Source organism: Streptomyces abikoensis, from assembly GCF_014648775.1.
GTDB lineage: Bacteria > Actinomycetota > Actinomycetes > Streptomycetales > Streptomycetaceae > Streptomyces > Streptomyces abikoensis.
In genome coordinates, this window is sequence record NZ_BMRT01000016.1 from 12774 (window position 1) to 29923 (window position 17150).

The 17150-nt window shown below is 73.1% G+C and carries 17 protein-coding genes; 7 read left to right on the plus strand and 10 right to left on the minus strand.

Translation table 11 applies throughout. The features are described 5' to 3' along the window. The first annotated feature begins 144 nt into the window (after nucleotides 1-144). Together IE096_RS30335 and IE096_RS30340 are read left to right on the plus strand one after the other, a co-directional pair. On the plus strand, nucleotides 145-1329 hold the full coding sequence (locus IE096_RS30335) for a putative hexosyltransferase (RefSeq protein ID WP_189457248.1): 1185 nt from the start codon (nucleotides 145-147) through the stop codon (nucleotides 1327-1329). A gap of 263 nt (nucleotides 1330-1592) precedes the next feature. Next, nucleotides 1593-2615 carry a phosphatase PAP2 family protein gene (locus tag IE096_RS30340; RefSeq protein WP_229820726.1) on the plus strand — a complete coding sequence of 341 codons (1023 nt, stop codon included), beginning with the start codon at nucleotides 1593-1595 and terminating at the stop codon, nucleotides 2613-2615. Nucleotides 2616-2698: 83 nt separating this feature from the next. On the opposite strand, the gene IE096_RS30345 is transcribed toward IE096_RS30340, so the two are convergent. Next, on the minus strand, nucleotides 2699-2914 hold the full coding sequence (locus IE096_RS30345; RefSeq protein ID WP_189457186.1) for an I78 family peptidase inhibitor: 216 nt from the start codon (nucleotides 2912-2914) through the stop codon (nucleotides 2699-2701). A 431-nt stretch (nucleotides 2915-3345) separates the two neighbouring features. On the opposite strand from IE096_RS30345, the gene ctaD reads away from it, so the two are divergent. Further along, the gene (ctaD, locus tag IE096_RS30350; RefSeq protein WP_189457188.1) at nucleotides 3346-5034 is read left to right on the plus strand and encodes an aa3-type cytochrome oxidase subunit I; all 1689 of its coding nucleotides are present in this window, start codon (nucleotides 3346-3348) and stop codon (nucleotides 5032-5034) included. A gap of 9 nt (nucleotides 5035-5043) precedes the next feature. Here the strand turns inward: ctaD and IE096_RS30355 are convergent, their stop codons facing one another. Both IE096_RS30355 and IE096_RS30360 read right to left on the minus strand, forming a co-directional pair. Further along, complete coding sequence (locus tag IE096_RS30355; RefSeq protein ID WP_229820727.1) at nucleotides 5044-5907, minus strand: hypothetical protein; 864 nt, start codon at nucleotides 5905-5907, stop codon at nucleotides 5044-5046. A 98-nt stretch (nucleotides 5908-6005) separates the two neighbouring features. Next, on the minus strand, nucleotides 6006-7256 hold the full coding sequence (locus IE096_RS30360; protein WP_189457190.1) for a glycosyltransferase family 4 protein: 1251 nt from the start codon (nucleotides 7254-7256) through the stop codon (nucleotides 6006-6008). Nucleotides 7257-7520: 264 nt separating this feature from the next. Between IE096_RS30360 and IE096_RS30365 the strand changes: the two genes are divergently transcribed. Together IE096_RS30365 and IE096_RS30370 are read left to right on the plus strand one after the other, a co-directional pair. Further along, entirely contained in the window at nucleotides 7521-8303 is a 783-nt protein-coding gene (locus tag IE096_RS30365) for a DUF8842 C-terminal domain-containing protein (RefSeq protein ID WP_189457192.1), read from the plus strand. Between the two features lie 158 nt (nucleotides 8304-8461). Next, nucleotides 8462-8824: a hypothetical protein gene (locus IE096_RS30370; RefSeq protein ID WP_189457194.1), complete on the plus strand. Its 363-nt coding sequence runs from the start codon at nucleotides 8462-8464 to the stop codon at nucleotides 8822-8824. Nucleotides 8825-8863: 39 nt separating this feature from the next. On the opposite strand, the gene der is transcribed toward IE096_RS30370, so the two are convergent. From der to IE096_RS30390, 4 genes are all read right to left on the minus strand, one after another. Then, nucleotides 8864-10324, minus strand: a complete 1461-nt coding sequence (gene der, locus IE096_RS30375; protein ID WP_189457195.1) for a ribosome biogenesis GTPase Der — start codon at nucleotides 10322-10324, stop codon at nucleotides 8864-8866. Between the two features lie 65 nt (nucleotides 10325-10389). Beyond that, nucleotides 10390-10977: a lysophospholipid acyltransferase family protein gene (locus IE096_RS30380; protein ID WP_189457254.1), complete on the minus strand. Its 588-nt coding sequence runs from the start codon at nucleotides 10975-10977 to the stop codon at nucleotides 10390-10392. Nucleotides 10978-11021: 44 nt separating this feature from the next. Next, the gene (cmk, locus tag IE096_RS30385; protein WP_189457197.1) at nucleotides 11022-11723 is read right to left on the minus strand and encodes a (d)CMP kinase; all 702 of its coding nucleotides are present in this window, start codon (nucleotides 11721-11723) and stop codon (nucleotides 11022-11024) included. Nucleotides 11724-11845: 122 nt separating this feature from the next. Next, nucleotides 11846-12931 (minus strand): prephenate dehydrogenase, encoded by a 1086-nt coding sequence (locus tag IE096_RS30390; RefSeq protein ID WP_189457199.1) that lies wholly within the window; start codon nucleotides 12929-12931, stop codon nucleotides 11846-11848. Between the two features lie 67 nt (nucleotides 12932-12998). Here IE096_RS30390 and IE096_RS30395 point away from each other — a divergent pair, with 67 nt between their 5' ends. Next, a complete protein-coding gene (locus tag IE096_RS30395; RefSeq protein WP_189457201.1) occupies nucleotides 12999-13361 on the plus strand; it encodes a DUF952 domain-containing protein in 363 nt (120 codons plus the stop codon). Next, the gene (locus IE096_RS30400; protein WP_189457202.1) at nucleotides 13358-14053 is read left to right on the plus strand and encodes a nucleotidyltransferase domain-containing protein; all 696 of its coding nucleotides are present in this window, start codon (nucleotides 13358-13360) and stop codon (nucleotides 14051-14053) included. Before IE096_RS30395 ends, IE096_RS30400 begins: the two co-directional genes overlap by 4 nt. A gap of 80 nt (nucleotides 14054-14133) precedes the next feature. Here IE096_RS30400 and IE096_RS30405 read toward each other — a convergent pair whose 3' ends face one another. Genes IE096_RS30405 through IE096_RS30415 form a run of 3 tightly spaced genes read right to left on the minus strand, consistent with a single transcriptional unit; the run spans nucleotide 14134 to nucleotide 17143 of the window. Further along, nucleotides 14134-15432 (minus strand): pseudouridine synthase, encoded by a 1299-nt coding sequence (locus IE096_RS30405; protein WP_189457204.1) that lies wholly within the window; start codon nucleotides 15430-15432, stop codon nucleotides 14134-14136. Then, the gene (scpB, locus tag IE096_RS30410; RefSeq protein WP_189457206.1) at nucleotides 15432-16070 is read right to left on the minus strand and encodes an SMC-Scp complex subunit ScpB; all 639 of its coding nucleotides are present in this window, start codon (nucleotides 16068-16070) and stop codon (nucleotides 15432-15434) included. The genes IE096_RS30405 and scpB overlap by 1 nt, the downstream gene beginning before the upstream one ends. After that, the gene (locus IE096_RS30415) at nucleotides 16067-17143 is read right to left on the minus strand and encodes a segregation and condensation protein A (protein ID WP_229820729.1); all 1077 of its coding nucleotides are present in this window, start codon (nucleotides 17141-17143) and stop codon (nucleotides 16067-16069) included. Before IE096_RS30415 ends, scpB begins: the two co-directional genes overlap by 4 nt. Nucleotides 17144-17150 lie beyond the last annotated feature (7 nt).

Here is a 17150-nt window from a genome sequence, read left to right on the forward strand (position 1 = left end):
GGGACCAATGAGCCCCGGCGGTATCAGGGGGCGAGTGAGTCGACAGCGTACGCGAACCCCGGCGGAACCCACGTGGCCCCTCTCACGTCGCCGGGCTGGGACAATCGATCGGTGACCGTTCGCGCTTCCTCCGCCTCCGCCGGCATGTCCACCAGCGGGCCCACCGGCATATCCGCCGGCGTCCCCGTCGGCGGCCGGCCCGCGCGGGCGCGTGCCGCGCTCCGCCGGGCGGCGCCCGCGCTGCTGCTGTACGCGGCGGTGCGCGTGCTGGGCGTGGTGGCGCTGGCGCTGTGGGGGCTGGCGGACGGCAAGGAGGCGCGTCATCTGCTGTCGGCGCGCTGGGACTCGATCTGGTACGCGCGCATCGCCGAGCAGGGCTACGGCTACACGCTCCAGCTGGCGGGCGGCAAGGTCCATTCCGATCTGGCGTTCTTCCCGCTGCTGCCCTGGCTGGAGCGGTCGCTGTCGGCGGTCCTGCCGCTGTCGGCGGGGGACGCGGGCCTGGTGGTCTCGGCGGTCGCCTCGCTCGCCGCGGCGTGGGGGATCTTCGCGGTCGGCGCGCTGCGGTACGGGCGCCGGGCCGGGGTGGCGCTGGCGGTGCTGTGGGCGGCGCTGCCGGTGGGCGTCGTCGAGTCGATGGCGTATTCGGAGTCGCTGTTCACGGCGCTGGCGGCGTGGGGCCTGTACTGCGTGCTGACCGGCCGGTGGGCGTGGGCGGGCGCGCTGGCGGCGCTGGCCGGGCTGACCCGGCCGGTGGGCGCCGCCGTGGTCGCGGCGGTCTGGCTGACGGCGGCGGTCGTCCTGGTCCGGGCCCGCCGCCGGGGCGGGGCGCCGCCGTTCGCCCGGGTGCTGCCGGGAGTGGTGCTCGCGCCGCTGGGGTGGCTGGCGTATGTCGCCTGGGTGGGGGTGCGCACCGGTTCCGCCACCGGTTATCTCGATGTCCAGGGCGGCTGGGGCAATGGTTTCGACGGTGGGCTGGCCTTCGGCTCGTTCATCTGGGAACGGCTGACGGGCCCGGCCTGGCCGGCGGGGGCGGCGCTGCTGCTCGGGGTGGCCCTGGTGATCCGGCTGTATCTGGCCGGAGTGCGTCAGGGGCAGCCGCTGCCGCTGCTCGTCTATACGGGCACGGTGCTGCTGCTGGCGCTCACGGCCAAGGGGTACTTCGGGTCCAAGCCACGGCTGATGCTGCCGGCCTTTCCCCTGCTGCTGCCCCTGGCGGTGGCCCTGGCCCGGCTACGCACGGTACGCGTGGTGACGGTGATGACGGCTGTCGCGCTCGCGTCGGCTGCCTATGGCGCGTTCTGGCTGCACGGTTCCGGCCCACCATGATCGTAATTCCCGGTCGGCCCGGCGGCCCGCCGGGAAACGGCGCGGAACCCCTCGGCCACACACCGATAAACGGGGTCCCACGAAAAGGAATTAATACCTCGCCAGGCTTTGACCAAAGCCGCTCGGCACTTCTTTAGCCGATTCTTATTCCGCCGTTTCAAACATGCGGTGAGCCACGATTGAGACGCATTCCACATCACATCGTCATCACAAAGAGCCTCGATCGGCCGAACCCTCCTGTCACGCAATGTAACGTCGATTGAGTGCGTACCAACGACGAGCTCGTCCCTGCGGAGGAGCGCTCCCAACCCGTGCGGCCGCGGATGACCCGGACCCGCCTGGGCATCTTCGTGGCGACCTCCGTGGTCTACGTGGCGATCGTGGTCGGCGTGCTCACCACGTCCTGGCCGGTGCGCTTCGACTGGCAGGTCATGCTCTTCCGGCCCTACAAGCAGTGGCCGGAGATCCACGCCTTCCTCGACTACTTCGTGGTCCTGGGCCAGCGCGGCCCGACCGCCGTGGCGGTCGCGGCCTGGCTCGGCTGGTGTACGTACAAGCAGAAGACCCTGCGCCCGCTGCTGGTGCTGGGCACGTCGCTGCTGCTGCTCAACGCGACGGTGGGCGCCGCCAAGATCGGCATGGGCCGGCTCGGTCCGCACTACGCCACCGCCATCGGCTCGAACGAGATGTTCGCCGGCGGCGACATATTCCCCTCGGGCCACACCGCGAACGCGGTGGTGACCTGGGGCGTCCTCGCCTATCTGGCCACCACGCCGCGCACCCGGCGGATCTCCTCGGTGTGCGCCGCGATGCTGGCGCTCGGCGTCGGGATGACCACGGTCTACCTGGGCACGCACTGGATGAGCGACGTCACCCTGGGCTGGACCGCCGGTCTGCTGGTGCTGCTGGCCCTGCCCTGGTTCGAGCCGCTGATGGCCCGTGCCGAGGGCTGGCTGCTGGGCGTCTGGCTGCGGCTGCGCAGCGGCCGGCTGCTCACCGCGGTGCCCGTCCCCGCGCCGGTCGCGGCGTCCGTGCCGCTGGGCGCGCCGCGCGCCCCGGCCGACGACGAGCTGCCGGTCCGCGAGCCCGTGGGCGCCGGCAGCCGCTCGGGCGGCGGGTCGGCCACCCGGGTCGCCGAGGGCAGGACGCATCTGGTGCCCCGGCCGCACACGGTCCGCTCCGAGCGGAGCCCGGTCACCCCGGCCGGCAGCCGCCGGCCGCCGCACGCCGACCGGATGCCGCGCGGCACGTCGTTCGGCCCGTCGGCCGGGCGCGGCCGGGCCTGAGCCCGCCGGGAGAGGCCGGTCACGCACACCGCGAAGGCGGCCCCGGAACTCCTCCGGGGCCGCCTTCGCGCGCGTCCGGGCCGTCAGCCCTTCCAGCAGCGCCGTACGGTGCCGTGCTCGACCTCGAAGTTCAGCCGGCCGGCGCGGTACTCCATGGTGACGATCGCGCCGGGCGGCAGTGTCCGTACGTCCGTCCAGCCCTGGGCACGGGCCCGGGCGGTGGCCTCGTCGGCGGGGAGGCCGACGTAGGCGGCGGGGTCGTCGTCGGGATCGGCGGGGAGTCCGGGGAGGGTTGCCATGGCAGTCACCGTAGGCGGCCGGACGGGGCGTCGCCCAGCCTCCCGTCGCCGCCGGGTCCGCCACTGGTCACACTTCTGTCACAGTGACCCCGAGGGGGTTTGCGCCGAATTCCCTCACCCCCACGGGGTGTTCCTTTTCCCTCGCGACGCCTCCACAAAAACTCGCCGGTGAATTCACCACTCCTTCCCGGACGCCCCTCCGGCAACCCCCCCGGCGCCCCGGCGAATTCCCGCCCCGCACCCCTGCCCGGCATTGATCCACGGGAATTACCGGAGGTACGGCCCTATCGGCGCGAGAGCCCTCGGAATTCAGCGTTCCGGAACGTCCCGGGGGTGAGGCACCCTCGCGCGCGCGGCGCCACCGGAGCATCATGGCGGGTGCCCGCGAGGACACTCGCGTATCCGAGAGCACCACAAGCGAGGGGGCACGGATGGGGACCGACACCGCGCAGGCCGCCGCGGCCGGACCGGCCGGGCCGGCCGGGGAGCGCAGCCCCGGCCGGATCATCGTGGACTGGCTGACGACCACCGACCACAAGAAGATCGGGAACCTCTACCTGATCACATCGTTCGGCTTCTTCCTCATCGGCGGGCTGCTCGCCATGCTGATGCGGGCCGAGCTGGCCCGGCCCGGGCTCCAGCTGATGAGCAACGAGCAGTTCAACGAGGCGTTCACCGCGCACGGCACGATCATGCTGCTGCTGTTCGCCACACCGGCCTTCGCCGGCTTCGCCAACGCGATCATGCCGCTGCAGATCGGCTCGCCGGACGTGGCCTTCCCCCGGCTGAACATGTTCGCCTACTGGCTCTATCTCTTCGGCGGGCTGATCGTGGTCGCCAGCCTGCTGATGCCCGAGGGCGGCGCCGCCTTCGGCTGGACCGCCTACGCCCCGCTGAACAGCGCGGTCCGCTCACCGGGCATGGGCGCCGACATGTGGATCATGGGGCTGGCCCTCTCCGGCTTCGGCACCATCCTCGGCGCGGTCAACTTCCTGACCACGGTCATCGGGATGCGCGCGCCGGGGATGACGATGTTCCGGATGCCGGTCTTCACCTGGAACGTGCTCTTCACCTCGATCCTCATCCTCCTCGCCTTCCCCGTGCTGGCGGCGGCGCTGCTCAGCCTGGAGGCGGACCGGCGGTTCGGGGCCCTGGTCTTCGAACCCCAGTGGGGCGGGGCGCTGCTGTGGCAGCACCTGTTCTGGTTCTTCGGCCACCCCGAGGTGTACATCATCGCGCTGCCGTTCTTCGGCATCATCACCGAGATCATCCCGGTGTTCTCCCGCAAGCCGATCTTCGGCTATCTGACGCTGATCGGCGCCACCATGAGCATCACGGCCCTGTCGGTGGTGGTCTGGGCGCACCACATGTTCGCCACCGGAGCGGTGCTGCTGCCCTTCTTCTCGTTCATGTCGTTCCTGATCGCGGTGCCGACCGGGGTGAAGTTCTTCAACTGGATCGGCACGATGTGGAAGGGCTCGCTGTCCTTCGAGACGCCCATGCTGTGGGCGGTGGGCTTCCTGGTGAGCTTCCTCTTCGGCGGCCTGACCGGGGTGATCCTCGCCTCGCCGCCGCTGGACTTCCACGTCACCGACACCTACTTCGTCGTGGCCCACTTCCACTACGTGGTCTTCGGCACGGTGGTCTTCGCGACGTTCGCCGGCTTCTACTTCTGGTGGCCGAAGCTCACCGGGAAGATGCTGGACGAGCGGCTGGGGAAGATGCACTTCTGGACCCTGTTCACCGGCTTCCACCTCACCTTCCTCGTCCAGCACTGGCTGGGCGCCGAGGGGATGCCCCGCCGCTACGCCGACTACCTGGCGGCCGACGGCTTCACCGCGCTCAACACCGTCTCCTCCATCGGGGCGTTCCTGCTGGGCCTGTCCAACCTGCCGTTCTTCTGCAACATCTGGAAGACCGCCAGGTACGGGAAGAAGATCGAGGTGGACGACCCCTGGGGCTTCGGGCGCTCCCTGGAGTGGGCGACCTCCTGCCCGCCGCCCCGGCACAACTTCACCTGCATCCCGCGCATCCGCTCCGAGTCCCCGGCCTTCGACCTCCACCACCCGGAGACCGCCCGGCGGGAACAGCCGCACGCCCCGGCCGAGTCCGCCGGCTGAGCCCGGCCGCTACCGGCCGGCCGCCGGCGGGCGCTCGACGACGCGCACCGAGAGGTCGTTGTCGGCGGTGTAGTACGGGCCGGCCTGGGCAGGGGCATGCGGGGCGGTCACGTCCCGCGCCGGATAGACGAAGACGTGCTTCTTGTCGGCGACGTCGTCCAGGATGCGGGCCAGGCGGGCCGGGGTCCCCTCCGGTCCGCGCAGCCACAGGTCCCACACCTGCGGGCCGCCCCGCCACTCCGCGCACAGCCCGGCGAAGGGGAGGGCGAAGGTGAAGTCCTGCCCCTCGGCGGCGGTGAGCGGGACCGTGACGGTCGGGCCCGCCCGCCGGCAGCGGGCCTCCACGACCGCGCCCGCCAGCCAGGCCCCGGGGTCCTCCACCCGGTAGAGGGTGCCCCGGACGGTTATGCCCTCGGGTTCGACGAGCACGTCCCCGGCCTCCGCGTGGGGGGCGCGCTGCCAGCTGCGCAGCGAGAGGTTGCCGTGCTTGGTGGCGTAGGGGATGCGCACGGCCAGCGGGGAGGTGCTGGGGCCGGGCCGGCGGTCGACCAGGGAGCGCAGATCGGCGAGGCCGGGCAGCAGCCGGCGCGGGGGCTCCTCCCCGCAGGCCAGATGGACGTCCCAGCGGCCCTCGGGCAGGGCGACGGTGCTGGGCAGCACGGCCCGCAGCCGGCCGGTCCCATTGGGGGTGAGCGGCAGCCGCACCTCCTCGTCCTCCTCCCCGCCGCGCGGGCGCAGCACGAGCGCGGCGGACCAGTGGGCGTCGGCGGCGCGGCCGGGGGCGTCGAGGTCGAAGGTGAGCCCGCCCGCGGAGTCCGCGATGCAGTCGGCGCTGGGGTTCCCCGCGCCGGCGGACAGGGGAGGGGCAGACACGATGACGCACTCCTCGGAAGTGGTGGTCGGGGCCGGCGGGGCGGCCGCGGTGAACGGGCGGTCCCCGGCCCGCTCGGGCACGGTGGGCTGGGTCGGCGTCATGCGGCGCGTACTTTCCGCAGGGCGGAGCGGCCCCGGTCCTTGGCCTGGAAGGCCGTGCTGAGCAGGGCGCCCCGAGTGCGGTGGAGCCCGCCCCGCAGGCCGCCGCGGGTGCGCAGGCCGGCGAAGAGGGACTCGTAGCGGGCGGCGACGGCCGCGGGGTCGAAGCGCGCCGAGCTCGCCAGCGCCGCCGCGCCCATGCGCCGGCGCAGCTCGTCGTCGCCGATCAGCCGCAGCAGCCCGGCGGCGATGGCCTCGGTCCTCCCGACGGGCACCAGCAGGCCGTCGGTGCCGTCGGTGATGATCTCGCCGGGGCCGTGCGGGCAGTCGGTGGCGACCACCGGCAGCCCGCAGCGCATGGCCTCGACGATCGTCATGCCGAAGGACTCCAGGCTGGAGGTGACCGCGCCGATGGATCCCTTGACCCACTCGGCCTCCAGGGGGTTGGCGGGGCCCATGAGGTAGACGTGGTTGTAGAGGCCGAGCTTCTCGATCAGTGCCCGCAGCCGGGCGCGCTCGGCACCGGCGCCGTAGATCCGCAGCCGCCAGTCGGGGCGCTCGGCCACGACCAGGGCGAAGGCCCGGACGAGCACGTCGTAGCGCTTGACGGGGGCCAGCCGCCCGGCCGCGATCACCCACTTGCCGCTGCCGTCGGCGGGCGCGACCGCCGGGACGGGCACCCCGTTGGGCACCGCCTCGACGCGCACCCCGGGCAGCCGCATCAGCCGCCGGTAGGTGCGCGCGTCCGCCTCGGTCACGGTGGTGACGGCGTCGAGGCGCGGATAGTGCGCCCGCAGCACGCGCTTGAGCCGCTCGGAGTGGGTGCCGAGCGTCAGGTGCTCCTGGCCCACGCGGACCGGGCCGCGCCGGGCCTGCCGGGCGATGTGGATGTTGAGGCCGGGCCGGGTGCCGACGACCACGTCGCAGTCCAGGCGGCGCAGGTGCTCGGCGATCCGCCGGTCCGTCAGGGCGCTGTACTGCCCGTGGCGTCCCTCGGCGGCGGGGAAGACGACGGCGGGGCGCCCGTGCTCCGGGTCGTCGCCCTCGTAGCCGGGGCCGCCTCTGCGCAGGTCCACCAGGTGCCTCAGCCGCACCTTGCCGCCCGGGGCGAGGACGGGCTCCTCGCGGTGCCGGAAGACGGAGACGATCTCCACGTCGTGCTGCTCGGCGAGGGTGCCGGCGAGGGTGGAGGTGGTCCGGATCGTGCCGCCGATCCCGTACGCGTTGTGGATCAGGAATGAGATGCGCATTCGTCCCCATGCCGCCGTATGCCGCGGATCCGTCCCGGGCCCGCCTCTACCGAGAGGTTAGACCGTGGGCGGGGGCCCGGGGTTGGCCTTGATCGCCAAGTCGTGCCGCAAGCGTTGCCCCATCGGTAGCCGCGTCCGGGAACTTTTCCGGAGCGTGACCCATGCCATGGATCCTCCGTTGTCTCCTTACGAGCCGGGAACCGCCCGGTTCGACCGCGCCCTGCGATGAGAACTACCGACCTACCTAGGTTTCGAGGAGCCCCCGTGCCGCGCATGCTCGATGTCAGCGACGAGGTACGTGCCGAGATCGGCGACGAAGAGGCGGAGCGACTGCTCGGCGGCGAGAACGCCCCGGATGTGTACGACTGCACCTCCTGCCGTACCCCCGGCCACACCGGCCAGGTGCCCACCAGCACCGTGCTGTTCGTCGGCGAGGAGACGGCCGTGCTGGCCTTCGCCCACGCCAGTTGCATTCCCTCCCAGGTCGTCCCGGTCGCCGAGGCACAGCTCCAGGGCGCCGTCGCTTCCATCACGGCCGAGGGCGGCGCGACGGGCGTCCCCCGCGAGATCCCGCTCCAGGCCGAGCTCGGGGTGACGAGCGGGCTGGTGCTGGTCGGCGGCGAGGTGCAGCCGGCGCTGGTCGTCGAGCCGCTGGGGCCGATCGCCCGCCCGGGCACCACCGGGCCGGTGGACGTCTTCCTGGAGCTGCTCCACGAGCAGGGCTTCGCCCCGGTCACCGACGTCGAGCAGGCCCCGGCGCCGCTGCCGGGCTGGTCGGTGCTGCTCGCCATGGGCCGGCTGCACGCGGTCCTCCAGCCGCCGGCCGGCGGCACCGCGCCCCAGGCGTGGTGGCAGGCGCACCAGGCGATGCAGGTCGCCGACGGCTGGCGGGCCGCCGTCAACAAGACGCGCCGGGTACTGGTCTACTGCGCCCCGGCGGGGACGATCGGCTCCCAGCCCCGGGAGGACCTGCTGCGGGAGGCACTGGACCGGGCGGCGGCGGCCGGGCGTCTGGTGGGGGCGGCCATGCCGCTCGCGGGCACATGAACGGGGGGCGCGTGAACGGGCACGGGGCGGACGAGCCGGAGTCGCACTCCTCGGAAAACCAGGACTTTTATCCTGTAGTCCACCCGGGCGGGATGCTCCCCGCCATCCATTCGCCGCGTGGACCGCATCCGACGGGCCTTGAGGTCGTTGGCAGGGATGTGTACTCATACGAACCCGCCCGGACCTCGTACAACCACATCCCCGGCATGCGGCCGCCCCGCGACGCCTCCTCGGAGAGTCACCCCGCCTCGGTCACCCCGATCTACGACGCCCTCTGCTCCGAATACCGGCGGGCCTTCCGGGCCCTGCCCGGTGACCGCTCCGGCGAGGAGGAGCTGACCTTCAAGGCCTTCGGCCACCGCGGCACCTTCGGCTACGCGGGTCAGCTCACCGGCCCGGCCGCGTACCCCGGTTCCTCGGGGTACAACGCGGTCTGGGATTCGTACTACGGACGGCAGCGCGGTGGTCAGCTGCCCGCGCTGCCCCCGGGGCAGCGGGACGGCCGCGGCCGGGGCTTCTGACCCAGCCCCGGGCCCCGAGCCGCCCCGGCGTGCTCCGCGTTACTTCTTCTTGCCGCGCTTCTCCCGCACCCGCACCGAAATGTGGATCGGGGTGCCCTCGAAGCCGAACTCCTCGCGCAGTCGGCGCTCGACGAAGCGGCGGTAACCGGCCTCCAGGAAGCCGGAGGCGAAGAGCACGAAACGCGGCGGCTTGGTGCCCGCCTGCGTACCGAAGAGGATGCGCGGCTGCTTGCCGCCCCGGATCGGGTGCGGGTGGGCCGCGACGAGCTCACCGAGGAAGGCGTTCAGCCGACCGGTGGGCACCCGGGTCTCCCAGCCCGCCAGCGCCGTCTCGATCGCCGGGACGAGCTTCTCCATGTGCCGGCCGGTACGGGCCGAGACATTGACCCGCGGCGCCCACGCGACCTGCTGGAGCTCGGTCTCGATCTCCCGCTCCAGGTAGTAGCGGCGCTCCTCGTCGAGGTTGTCCCACTTGTTGTAGGCGATGACCATGGCACGGCCGGCCTCGACGGCCATGGTGATGATGCGCTGGTCCTGGACCGAGATGCTCTCGCTCGCGTCGATCAGGATGACCGCGACCTCGGCCTTCTCGACGGCGGCCGCCGTCCGCAGGGAGGCGTAGTAGTCGGCGCCCTCCTGGAGGTGGACGCGCTTGCGGATGCCCGCCGTGTCCACGAACTTCCAGGTGGTGCCGCCCAGCTCGATCAGCTCGTCGACCGGGTCACGGGTGGTGCCGGCCAGCTCGTTGACGACGACCCGCTCCTCGCCCGCGACCTTGTTCAGCAGGGAGGACTTGCCGACGTTCGGACGGCCGATCAGCGCGATGCGGCGCGGACCGCCGAGCACCCCGCCGAAGGTCTGGGCCGGGGCCTCGGGCAGCGCCTTGAGGACCTCGTCGAGCATGTCGCCGGTGCCGCGGCCGTGCAGCGCGGAGACCGGCATCGGCTCGCCCAGGCCCAGCGACCACAGCATGGCGGCGTCGGCCTCGCCCGAGGGGCCGTCGACCTTGTTGGCGCACAGCACGACGGGCTTGCCGGCCCGGCGCAGCAGCTTCACCACGGCCTCGTCGGTGTCGGTGGCGCCGACGGAGGAGTCCACGACGAAGACCACCGCGTCGGCGGCCTCGATCGCGTACTCCGCCTGGGCGGCGACGGACGCGTCGATGCCGAGGACGTCCTGCTCCCAGCCGCCGGTGTCGACGACCTTGAAGCGGCGGCCCGCCCACTCGGCCTCGTAGGTGACGCGGTCGCGGGTGACGCCGGGCTTGTCCTCGACGACGGCCTCGCGGCGGCCGATGATGCGGTTCACCAGCGTCGACTTGCCGACGTTGGGGCGGCCGACGACGGCGAGCACGGGCAGCGGGCCGTGACCGGCCTCGCCGAGCGCGCCCTCGATCTCCTCGGCGTCGAAGCCCTCCTGCGCCGCGAGCTCCATGAACTCCGCGTACTCGGCGTCGCCAAGCTCACCGTGCTCGTCGCCGGTGTGGATCTGGTCGTCCATGAAGTCCGTTCCTCGTTCTTCTGTATCGTCGGCGGACCCTTACGGCCCGCTACTTCAAGTCTCGGTCAGCGGCCGGTCAGCCGCTTGGCGTCCGCCAGGTGGGCGCCCAGGCGCTCCTGGATGCGCGTGGTCGCCTCGTCCAGCGCCTTGCGGGTGCGCCTGCCGCTGCCGTCGCCCGCCTCGAACGGGTCTCCGAAGACCACGTCGACGCGGCTGCGCAGGGGCGGCAGCCCCGGAACGGCCCGGCTCTTCGCCTCGCCACTGCCCAGCACCGCCACCGGGACGATCGGCGCGCCCGACCGTACGGCGAAGTAGGCCAGGCCCGCGCGGAGCGAGGCGAAGTCGCCCTCGCCCCGGGTGCCCTCGGGGAAGATGCCCAGGACCCCGCCGTCCTCCAGCACGCCCAGCGCACTGGTGATGGCCGTGCGGTCGGTGCCCGTGCGGTCGACCTCCAGCTGGCCGATGCCGCGCAGGAAGGCGCCGAGCGGACCCACGAACGCTTCCTTCTTGATCAGGAAGTGCACGGGCCGGGGGGCGGTACCCATGATCATCGGGCCGTCGACGTTATGGGTGTGGTTGACGGCCAGTATGCAGGGCCCGGTGGCAGGCACCCGCCAGGCGCCCAGCACCCGGGGCTTCCACAGCCCGTACATCAGGCCGATGCCGATCCGCCGCCCGACGGCGGCACCGGAGGAGGTCACGCCGACCGCTTCTCCTCTACGAGAGTCACCACGCACTCGATGACCTGCTCCAACGTCAGCTCGGTGGTGTCCACCTCGACGGCGTCGGCGGCCTTCGCCAGCGGGGACGTCTTCCGGCCGGAGTCGGCCGCGTCCCGCTTGACCAGGGCGGCCTGCGTGGCGGCCAGGTCGGCGGCCTCCTTGCCCTTGAGCTCACCGCTGCGGCGGGCGGCACGCGCCTCCGGGGAGGCGGTGAGGAAGATCTTGACGTCGGCGTCCGGGAGCACGGTGGTGCCGATGTCCCGGCCCTCGACGACGATGCCGTACGGCGCCTCGGCGGCGATGGCGCGCTGCAGCTCGGTCATCCGGGTGCGCACCTCGGGCACGGCGCTGACCGCGCTGACGGCCCCGGTGACCTCCCGGGAGCGGATGGGCGCCGAGGCGTCCGCGCCGTCGACCGTGATCGTGGGCGCGGACGGGTCGGTGCCGGAGACGATCTCCGGCTTGCCCGCGGCGTCGGCCACGGCGGCCGGGTCGTTCACATCGATGCCGTTGCTCAGCATCCACCAGGTGATCGCCCGGTACTGGGCGCCGGTGTCCAGGTAGCGCAGGCCCAGCTTGGCGGCCACGGCCTTGGACGTGCTGGACTTGCCCGTGCCGGAGGGGCCGTCGATGCCGACGACGACTGCTGCCGGAGCGGTCCGGGCGGCGGTTTCCACGGTGTTGGGCACCTTCCTCGTACACGGGGCGTTTCCTGGCGGATCGCCTTGATGGCTCACTCAAGGTTACTGGCTCGCCGGACCGCCCCGCGCCGCCCTTCGGCCCCCGGGCCGTACGGGCCCTACTGGCGGACCGCCCAGCCCCGGTCGCGCAGCGTCGCGGCCAGGCCCGCCGCGGCGGAGGGCTCGACCATCAGCTGGATCAGACCCGACTGCTGGCCCGTGGCGTGCTCGATGCGGACGTCCTCGATGTTGACGCCCGCGCGGCCCGCGTCCGCGAAGATCCGGGCCAGCTCGCCCGGCTGGTCGCCGATGAGGACGATCACCGTCTCGTAGGTGGCCGGGGCCGCGCCGTGCTTGCCCGGCACCCGGGCCCGGCCGTCGTTGCCGCGCCGCAGCACGTCCTCGATGCCGGCCACGCCGTCCGCCCGCTTGTCCTCGTCGGCGGACTCCAGGGCGCGCAGCGCCCGTACGGTCTCGTCGAGGTCGGCGGCGACGCCCGCGAGGACGTCGGCCACCGGGCCGGGGTTGGCCGAGAGGATGTCGAGCCACATCCGGGGGTCGGAGGCGGCGATCCGGGTGACGTCACGGATGCCCTGGCCGCACAGGCGCACGGCCGTGTCGTCGGCGTTCCGCAGCCGGGCGGCGACCATGCTGGAGATCAGCTGCGGGGTGTGGGAGACCAGCGCGACGGCCCGGTCGTGGGCGTCGGCGTCCATCACGACGGGCACCGCCCGGCACAGGGCGACCAGCTCCAGGGCCAGGTTGAGGACCTCGGTGTCGGTCTCGCGGGTCGGGGTGAGCACCCAGGGCCGGCCCTCGAACAGGTCGGCGATGGCCGCCATGGGCCCGGAGCGCTCCCGGCCGGCCATCGGGTGGGTGCCCAGGTAGCCGCTGAGGTCGCAGCCGAGCGCCTCCAGCTCGCGGCGGGGGCCGCCCTTGACGCTGGCGACGTCGAGATAGGCGCGGGCGAGACCGCCCCGGATCGCCTCGGCGAGGGTCGCCGCGACGTGCGCGGGGGGCACGGCCACGATGGCGAGGTCCACGGGCCCGTCGGGCGCCTGGTCCGTGCCGGCGCCGCGCGCCGCGGCCGTACGGGCCTGGGCGGGGTCGTGGTCCATCAGGTGCACCCGCACACCGCGGCCCGCGAGGGCGAGGGCGGCGGACGTGCCGATCAGTCCGGTTCCGATGACGAGGGCGGTTCTCACGCCCCCAGCCTAGTGGGGCGGCCGGGGCGGCATGATCGGAAAGGTCCCGTCGGGTAGAACGATGTCCATGATCTATCACGTGGTGCCCCTGGACGACTGGCTCGCCGTGCCCGACCGTCCCTACTCCCCCGCCTCCCTCTCCGAGGAGGGCTTCGTCCACTGCTCGCCCGACGAGGAGACCACGCTGGCCGTGGCGACGGCGTTCTACCGCGAGGTGCCGGGACCGCTGATGGTGCTGCTGATCGACGAGCACAAGCTGGACGTGATGGTCCGCTGGGAGGCCGCCGCCCCCGCCCCGCCGCCCGGCGTGGCCCCCGGCACCCTTTTCCCGCACGTCTTCGGCCGGATCACGCGTGACGCGGTCGAGGGGATGATGGAGATCCAGCGCGACGAGGAGGGCCGGGCGACGGGCCTGGCGGTGTGGTCGTGACCCACCACGCCCTGGTGACCGAGCACACGATCTACTCCTGCGTCATGGGCTCCCGGGCCTTCGGCCTGGCCACGGAGGCCAGCGACACCGACCGGCGCGGCGTGTTCGTGGCGCCGACGCCGCTCTTCTGGGGCTTCGACAAGCCCCCGGCGCATGTGGAGGGCCCGGAGGAGGAGCGGTTCTCCTGGGAGCTGGAACGCTTCTGCGAGCTGGCCCTGCGGGCGAACCCCAACGCCCTCGAAATCCTCCACTCCCCGCTGGTCGAGCACGTGGACGCGACGGGGCGCGAGCTGCTGGAGCTGCGCGGGGCGTTCCTCTCCCGCCGGGCCCATCAGAGCCACGTCGGCTACGCCAGGGCCCAGTACCGGCGCTTCCGCCAGGAGGCGCCGCGCTGGAAGCACGTCATGCACATGCTGCGGCTGCTCACCTCGTGCCGCGATCTGCTGCGCACGGGGGCGCTGTCGATCGACGTCGGCGCCCGGCGGGAGGACTTCCTGTCCGTGCGCCGCGGCGAGGTGCCGTGGGACCGGGTCGAGGCGTGGGCGGCACGGCTGTTCGAGGAGTGCGAGGAGGCCCTGCGGGGCACGCCGCTGCCGGAGGAGCCGGACACGGCCCGTGTGGAGGACTTCCTCATACGCGTCCGCCGGACGGGCGCTGTGCCCTGTCCTCAAGCGCCGGACGGGCGCTCCTAGTCCTCAAGCGCCGGACGGGCTGAGAGCCCGTCCGGCGCTTGAGGGCCGGGGTCCGGGGCGGAGCCCCGGGACAACGCGGCCTACAGGTCGACCTCGCGCATCAGCATGCCGACCTCGGTGTTGGTCAGGCGGCGCAGCCAGCCCGACTTCTGGTCGCCCAGGGCGATGGGGCCGAACGCGGTGCGGACGAGCTTCTCGACCGGGAAGCCCGCCTCGGCGAGCATCCGGCGGACGATGTGCTTGCGGCCCTCGTGGAGGGTGACCTCGACGAGGTAGTTCTTGCCGGTCTGCTGGATGACGCGGAAGTTGTCCGCGCGGGCCCAGCCGTCCTCCAGCTGGATGCCGCTCTTGAGCTGCTTGCCGATGTCGCGCGGCAGCGGGCCCGTGATGGCGGCCAGGTACGTCTTCTGCACGCCGTACTTGGGGTGCGTGAGGCGATGGGCCAGCTCACCGTGGTTGGTGAGCAGGATGATGCCCTCGGTCTCCGTGTCGAGCCGGCCCACGTGGAAGAGGCGGGTCTCACGGTTGGTGACGTAGTCGCCGAGGCACTGGCGGCCGTCCGGGTCCTCCATGGTGGAGACGACGCCGGCCGGCTTGTTCAGCGCGAAGAACAGGTACGACTGGGTGGCGACCGTCAGGCCGTCGACCTTGATCTCGTCCTTCTCCGGGTCGACGCGCATGCCCTGCTCGGTGACGATCTCGCCGTTGACCTCGACGCGGGCCATCTCGATCAGCTCTTCGCAGGCGCGGCGCGAGCCCATGCCGGCACGGGCCAGCACCTTCTGCAGGCGCTCGCCCTCCTGCTCGGCGCCGGGGAAGGTCTTGGGCGTCTTCACCTGCGGCTTGTTGTGCCGCTCCCGGTTGCGCTCCTCGATCTTGGCGTCGAGCTCGCGCGGGCGGGCGGGGGCGTAGCCGTGGCCGCGGGCGGGCCCGCTGCTGCGGCCGCCGGAGCCGGCCGTGGAGCTCCGCTTGGGACCGCCCTTGGCACCGCCGCGGGCCGCCGCGCCGCGGCCGCTCGTGGGACCGCTCTGACGGCCGCTGGTCGCACCGCCACGGGTGCGCTCGGCGTCGGGACCCACGTCGTAGCGGCGCTCCTCGGGGCGCGGACGGCGCGGACGCTCCTGCTGCCGGTCGTCACGACGGTCGTCGCGGCGGTCGTCCCGACGGTCCCCGCCGCGACCGCCCTCGTAACGCCCGCCCTCGGAGCGGCCGCCGTAGCCGCCGCCGTAGCCGCCGGAGCGGCCGCCGCTCTCGGGGCGTCCGCCACCGGAGCGGCCGCCGCCCGGGCGCCCGCCACCGGACCCCGGACGGGGGGACCCTCCTCGGGCACCCCGGTTGTCCCGGTCGCCGCTTCCGCTGTTCCTGCCGCTGCTTCGCATCAAAGTTCCGTCTTGTCGTCCGCTTCGGTGTCCGGGGCATCCGGATCGAATGACGGCACCCCTTCCGGGGAGTCGCCCTCGACCGCTTCCGCCTCGGGGAGGAACGGGGCGAGCTCGGGGAGCTCGTCCAGGCCGCGCAGGCCCATCCGCTCCAGAAAGTAGTTCGTCGTCCTGTACAGGATCGCACCTGTTTCGGGTTCCGTCCCCGCCTCCTCCACCAGGCCCCGCTGGAGGAGGGTGCGCATGACGCCGTCGCAGTTCACTCCGCGTACGGCCGAGACCCGCGAACGGCTGACCGGCTGACGGTACGCGACCACGGCCAGAGTCTCCAGCGCGGCCTGGGTGAGCCGGGCCTGCTGGCCGTCGAGGACGAATGCCTCGACGGCGTCGGCGTACTCGGGACGGGTGAAGAAGCGCCAGCCGCCCGCCACCTGGCGCAGCTCGAAGCCGCGCCCCTGGATCGTGTACTCGTCGGCCAGCTCGCGCAGCGCGTCGGCGATCTCGCGGCGGGGCCGGCCCAGGACGCTCGCGAGGTGCTCGTCGGTGGCCGGCTCGTCGACGACCATCAGGACGGCCTCCAGCGCGGGCTTCAGGGCGAGCCCCGCCACGCCCTCGGGATACGTCGTGCTCTCGGTCACCGTGCGCTCTCCTCCGGGTCGGTCTCCGGCTCGGTCCCGGAACCGGTCTCCGGCTCTGTCTTCGGATCCGTCTCCGGCTCGCGGTCGAACTCGTCGGTCACCAGCGGGGCGGCGTCGGCCGTGCCGCCCGTCCAGCGGACCGTCAGGGCCCCCAGCGCCTCGCCCTGGTCCAGGGCGACGGCCTTCTCGCGGTAGAGCTCCAGCAGGGCCAGGAAGCGCGCCACGACGGTGAGGGTGTCCGCGGCGTCGGCGGTGAGCTGAGCGAAGGTCGCCTCGCCCGCCGTCCGGAGCCGGGCCACGACGACCTCGGCCTGCTCCCGGACGCTGACCAGGGGCGCGTGGATGTGGTCGACGTAGACCTGCGGCGGGGGCTTGGGCCGCATGGCCTTGGCGGCCAGCTCGGCCAGCCGCTCGGGGCCGATGCCGAGGACGACCTCGGGCAGCAGCTCAGCGTGGTGCGGCTCCAGGCCGACCGTACGGGGGTGGCGGCGGCCCTCGTGGGCCAGCCGGCCGCTGAAGATCTCCGCGATGCGCTTGTACGCCCGGTACTGGAGCAGCCGGGCGAAGAGCAGGTCGCGGGCCTCCAGCAGGGCGAGGTCCGCCTCGTCCTCGACCTCGGCGGCGGGCAGCAGCCGGGCCGCCTTGAGGTCGAGGAGCGTGGCCGCGACGACCAGGAACTCGGTGGTCTGGTCGAGATCGAAGTCGGGGCCCATGGCGCGGATGTGCGCCATGAACTCGTCGGTGACCTTGGACAGGGCCACCTCGGTGACGTCGAGCTTGTGCTTGGCGATCAGCTGCAGCAGCAGATCGAAGGGGCCCTCGAAGTTCGCCAGCCGGACGGTGAACCGCCCCTCGCCTCCGGCGGGGGTCTCCGACGCGGCGGCGCCCGGCGCCGGGGGCACGCTCGCGGTGGATTCGGCGAGGGGCTCGGGGGCGGCGCTCGGCGGCACCGGCTCGGTGGCGGGGTGTTCGTCGGGGGTGCCGGCGCCGCCGGGTCGGGTCGGCTGGGGCCGGGGGCCCGGGCCGGGGCCCAGGGGTCGGCGGGCCGGGGAGGAGGCGGCGGCTGCGGGCATCGGGTTT

Bases quoted from the DNA above. Each gene is read 5' to 3' on its own strand.
- IE096_RS30415 (WP_229820729.1), bottom strand. From the start codon at position 17,143: ATGCCCGCAGCCGCCGCCTCCTCCCCGGCCCGCCGACCCCTGGGCCCC.
- IE096_RS30335 (WP_189457248.1), top strand. From the start codon at position 145: ATGTCCACCAGCGGGCCCACCGGCATATCCGCCGGCGTCCCCGTCGGC.
- IE096_RS30345 (WP_189457186.1), bottom strand. From the start codon at position 2,914: ATGGCAACCCTCCCCGGACTCCCCGCCGATCCCGACGACGACCCCGCC.
- der (WP_189457195.1), bottom strand. From the start codon at position 10,324: ATGGACGACCAGATCCACACCGGCGACGAGCACGGTGAGCTTGGCGAC.
- ctaD (WP_189457188.1), top strand. From the start codon at position 3,346: ATGGGGACCGACACCGCGCAGGCCGCCGCGGCCGGACCGGCCGGGCCG.
- IE096_RS30395 (WP_189457201.1), top strand. From the start codon at position 12,999: ATGATCTATCACGTGGTGCCCCTGGACGACTGGCTCGCCGTGCCCGAC.
- IE096_RS30380 (WP_189457254.1), bottom strand. From the start codon at position 10,977: ATGTACGGGCTGTGGAAGCCCCGGGTGCTGGGCGCCTGGCGGGTGCCT.
- IE096_RS30360 (WP_189457190.1), bottom strand. From the start codon at position 7,256: ATGCGCATCTCATTCCTGATCCACAACGCGTACGGGATCGGCGGCACG.
- IE096_RS30405 (WP_189457204.1), bottom strand. From the start codon at position 15,432: ATGCGAAGCAGCGGCAGGAACAGCGGAAGCGGCGACCGGGACAACCGG.